Here is a 4,555-nt window from a genome sequence, read left to right on the forward strand (position 1 = left end):
CATGCTTCGGCCTGTCAGGATGGCGTGGTCTTGCGATGGATACATATACACTGTAGAATTATATGTCGCTAAACATCTCACGTCTCAAGCCGCTCAACGTCGTCGCCTAGCCGTTGAATACACCTCCGGAATGACACCTCATGAACCACCAGGACGCTACGAACCTTGGGATTGAACCGCATCTTGAGCTTCAGCAGTGGCGGAACGACCTGCTCAACGGAATCTTTCTCTCCATCCTCATCCCCGGTGGTGTGCTGATCCTCGTCGCATCAACTCACCTGCTCCAGTACTACGCGACCCTGGCGCCCATCGTGATCTCCGCCTTCGTCGTCATGTATATCGTGATCATTGTGTTCGCGTTTGTGCGGAGCATCCCCTATGCGTTGCGCAGCGGCATCCTGCTAAGCCTGATCTTCGGCATAGCCATCTACGACCTGACGCTCTCGGGGCTGGTGAGCGACGGGCGACACTATATCTTCACCGGGTGCATCCTCACGGCGCTCCTGTTCGGCAGGGGGGCCGCAGCCGGTGCGGCTGCGGTGAGCGTCGTCGTGGTTACAGCGATCGGCTGGCTCAAGTACCGGTGGGTGCCCACCACCTTGGGGCCTGTGCCCGACCCCACGCTATGGATTACCATCGCCGCCAGCCTCATCCTGCACCTGACCACAATACTCACCTGCATAGGGTTCATCCTCAAGCGAATGGGCAGGTCGCTCTCCCTCAGGTATGACGCCGCGGTCGCGGCGGCGAACACCGCGACGCAGGCCCAGCAGCTAGCCGCCTCGTTAGCCGCCCAGAAGGAGCAGCTTGAGGCGACTGAGCAACAGCTGCGGAGCCTCGTTCACTCGCTTGAGATACCGACGATCAACCTCACCGAGCAGATCGTCCTGGCACCGATCGTTGGCGCGGTGGATGCTCAGCGCGCACAGGCTATCACCGAGCACCTGCTCGCGGTCGTCCACGCGCGCCACGTCAGGCTCATGATCATCGATGTCGCAGCTCTGCCCGCGACTGACCCGCAGAGCCTCAAGCTGCTCGCGACCACGGCCGACACGATCAAGCTCCTTGGCTGTCGGGTGTTTGTCACCGGATTCTCACCGCAGCTCGCCATGAGCTCCCTAGAGCTTGAGCGCATCTTCGAGCGGATCGAAGTGAGTCGCTCGCCCCAGGAGGTGGTTGAGCTGGTCAGCGGCCACACGCTCAGCGGCGCGATAGGCTAGCTATGTGCAAGCCCTGCTTGCGGTACGTAGAGGTCAAATACCCAGGGCTAAAGCTCCTGGGCTTGTGCCTCAACCCGAACGCAGAAGCGTCGGATCGGACACCATAGGCTGTTTGACGGCAGCCCGCTGAATATTGATCGCTGCGTTGTAGTCGGCAGGAGCCGTATGTCTACACACAACACAACAGAATTGAGCCTGCGACGTGCGGTTTGCCCGTTCGGTATGCCCACAGACGCTACAGCGCTGGCTGGTAAAGCGTGGGTCAACGAAGATCACACGCACGCCCGCCAGTTGCGCCTTGTAGGCGATACAGGCACGCAGATGCAAGAAGGCCCAATTGCTATGTCGCGCCCGTTGGTCTGCGCTCGTAACCTTTACCCGCTCGCGGATGCCTGCCAGGTCTTCCAAGGCAATCCCGCGTGCGGTGCGTTTCGCAGTTTCCACAAGCCGCTTGCTGATTCGGTGATCGGTATCCTTTTGAAAGCGCCGCTGTCGGCCCTTCAATTGTTTCAGACGACGCCTGGCCGACCTCGTGCGTACCCGCTGGAGCGCCGCACGGCGGGCGCGATACCAGCGGCGGCGGCGCTCTACATCTGCGCCCGTGTACGTCTCGCCGTCACTATCGGCGGCGAGGTTCACGATCCCCAGGTCTACCCCAAGAAAGCCGGTCGGCTCATCGGGCGCAGGATCGGCCTTTGTCTGCGTGATGTGCAGATACCACACCCCATCACGGCAGAACAGCTCCGCGCCGCCGATCTTCCAGCTTCGGTCATAGAGCGTGTTTCGCTGGAACGTGCCCAGCTCCATCTGTCCCACTACGCGCCCGGCCAGCGTGTACAAGCTCACCTGATCCAGACGCATCAGGCGGTAGGTTCGCACGTCGTAGCGGATCGAACTATCGTCGCGGAACGTCGGGCAGGTTCGCGGGAGAGACTCGCCCGTTTGCTTGTCGCGCCGCTCGGGGGCGGCACGCACGGCCCTGACGGCTTCTGCCGCCTTATCTCGCGCACAGCAGGCCAGTTGCGACCCCAGCCCGTAGGTGACTCGGCTTTCGAGATAGACGAGGTGATGCAGCTTGTTCTTGTTCGTCACGTTCTGTGTTCACGCCACCGACGCACAGTAGGTCGCGGCGCGATTAAACGCCACGGCAGTTGCGCGCAACGCGGCATCACTCGCGCTATCAAGCGCCAGTTTGCAGCATACCGTTCGGGTGGAAACAGTTTCACTCATAGAGACAGTACACCACAACTAGCACGCCTGTGCAACTCAGGGCTAAAGCCGCTAAAGCGGGGCGCTCCTCCCAGGGCTAAAGCTCCTGGGTTTCCGCGCCTAAAGGTAAACCTTCTATGAATGACCGCCGCACCGCCGCGGCCGCCCGCAAGCTCACACCTCGCCGTAGCCGTACCTCGTGCTCGCCTCGATGATCGCGACCTCCTCGGCGCTCAGGTCGAAGAGCTGGTAGACCCGCCGGTTCAGCTCGGCCTCGCCGGCGATGATCGCCGCCGTGCGCTGGCGGTGCCCCTCGCGCTGGATGCCCAGCCACTCCTCCCAGTCGTCGCGCTCCCGCAGCGGGATGTCGCGCCTGAAGACTTTCTGCACCTCGGCGCGCAGGGCCGCGAAGTCGAGATCCCACCACGCCGTCAGCTTCTGGTTCAGCTTCTTGTCGGCCGCGCCCAGGTCGCTCAGGATGCGCCTGCGCGCCCGCCGGTGCAGCTCGTAGCGTGCCTTCGCCTCGCCGCTGATCGTCATCGCCAGCCCGCCGATCGCCTCGCGCTCGGCCTCGGGGGCGTCGGGGATGGGGAGCGGTCGCATGTACTGGTCAATGAGGCGATATCGCATCACACCCGCACGTTCTCCCAGGCTGATCGCAGACTGCGAGATCAGGAACCAGGCGCATCGTGACGCCAGATAGCCGAGCACCCAAGGATGGTCAATTATCGCAATATAGCCTGTGTTGCCCAGATACATGGCTTCTGTATCCCACGAAAATCTAGGGCTTTTGGCAATATCGGGCCATACAATCTTTGGCAAATCGAAAGCGGAGAAATAATCTACAGAATCCTGTAATTCGTACCACTTGTAGGATCCAGGCTTACGACCTGACCAAGGATGCTCCTCCATCCAGTCGCGTGGCTTAGGTTCTAATCGAGCGCGATAGCTTTCGAGATACGCCTTTACGGCCGGGTATCTGTCAATGTCGATCCCACGTCGAGTGAAAATTAACCAGCGATCTTGATATTCATAGTGCCAGGGCCGTAAGTCTTCGCCTTGGATGAGGGGCTTGATGATCTCGGCAGAAGATCTATCACTAGCAACAAGCGCATTCTTTGTGATCTCGTCTATAATGAAAACATCATTTGCACCAGTCTTTATGCCGTAGTAGATGCGACCTTTCAGTACATCACCTAGCGATTGACCAATAGACATCATCTTCGCAAACACCCGCCGCCCGGCATCCCCGCCGAGCTGCCAGCCGCTATCCTGCTGGTCGTGGATGCTGACCGGGGCCAGCTTCGCGACGATCTGGCGCTCAAACTCCCTCAGCCCCTCGCCTCGGCTGAAGGTCGCCGCCTGGGCGGTGTGGTCGTCCGGCGGCGCGGCCCTGCGCACGATCGGGATGGCCGGGTAGACATCGGGCGCGTCGGCGAAGACCCGGTTGTCGCCCAGGTCGATCAGCTGCTCCACCGTCACCTGCTGGCGCATAAAGGCCCGCAGCGGGGTGGCGTAGTTCGCCCGCAGCCAGGAGTTGCTGGCGATATAGCCCAGCAGCCCGCCCTCGCGCAGCAGGCGCACGCCCTGCTGGAAGAAGTAGACGAACAGGTCGGCGGTGCCGCTGTACGTCTCGGGGAAGGCCCGCTGGAAGAAGGGCTTGAGCGGGCCGAGCTGCTCCTGGCGCACATAGGGCGGGTTGCCGATCACCGCGTCGAAGCCGGCCCGCTCGCCGAGCGGGCGGCCGTGGCGGTCGTAGAACACCTCGGGGAACTCCAGGTCCCAGTGGAAGAAGCGCCGGGCGGCGGCCAGGGCCTGCACCCGCTCGACCTCGCGCAGCAGCGACGGCGGCAGCTGGCCGAGGGCATTCCGCCGCTCGAACTCGACCACCCGCTGCTGCAAGTCGGCGGCGATGCCCTGGCCGAGATCGGCCGCCGTGCGCAGGTCGGCGTGCAGCGCGAAGCGCTCGGTCAGCTCGCGGCGCACCCGCTCGTAGATCTGCTCTTGCTCTTTGACCTCATCGACCGTGCGGCCGGCGCTGCCCTCGATCAGCCACATGCTGCCCACCGCGCTCATCATCGCCCCGGCGAAGGCCGGGTCATCGAGCAGGCTGAGCTGGGAGAGGC

Annotated in this window: 3 protein-coding genes; 1 reads left to right on the forward strand and 2 read right to left on the reverse strand. The window is 62.4% G+C overall.

Going from position 1 to position 4,555, the window contains the following annotated elements; all coding sequences use genetic code 11:
- The first annotated feature begins 140 nt into the window (after positions 1–140).
- Positions 141–1,220, forward strand: a complete 1,080-nt coding sequence (locus K2Z83_RS27840; protein ID WP_220598434.1) for an STAS domain-containing protein — start codon at positions 141–143, stop codon at positions 1,218–1,220.
- 69 nt (positions 1,221–1,289) lie between these two features.
- Here the strand turns inward: K2Z83_RS27840 and K2Z83_RS27845 are convergent, their stop codons facing one another.
- Positions 1,290–2,312: an RNA-guided endonuclease TnpB family protein gene (locus K2Z83_RS27845; RefSeq protein ID WP_220598435.1), complete on the reverse strand. Its 1,023-nt coding sequence runs from the start codon at positions 2,310–2,312 to the stop codon at positions 1,290–1,292.
- A gap of 291 nt (positions 2,313–2,603) precedes the next feature.
- On the reverse strand, positions 2,604–4,555 hold a 1,952-nt coding region (locus K2Z83_RS27850; protein WP_220598436.1), incomplete at its 5' end, for an Eco57I restriction-modification methylase domain-containing protein.

Origin of the sequence: Oscillochloris sp. ZM17-4 (assembly GCF_019599295.1) — a bacterium.
Classification (GTDB): domain Bacteria; phylum Chloroflexota; class Chloroflexia; order Chloroflexales; family Chloroflexaceae; genus Oscillochloris.

Coding starts and splice junctions, on each gene's coding strand:
- K2Z83_RS27840 (WP_220598434.1), top strand. CDS start 141: ATGAACCACCAGGACGCTACGAACCTTGGGATTGAACCGCATCTTGAG.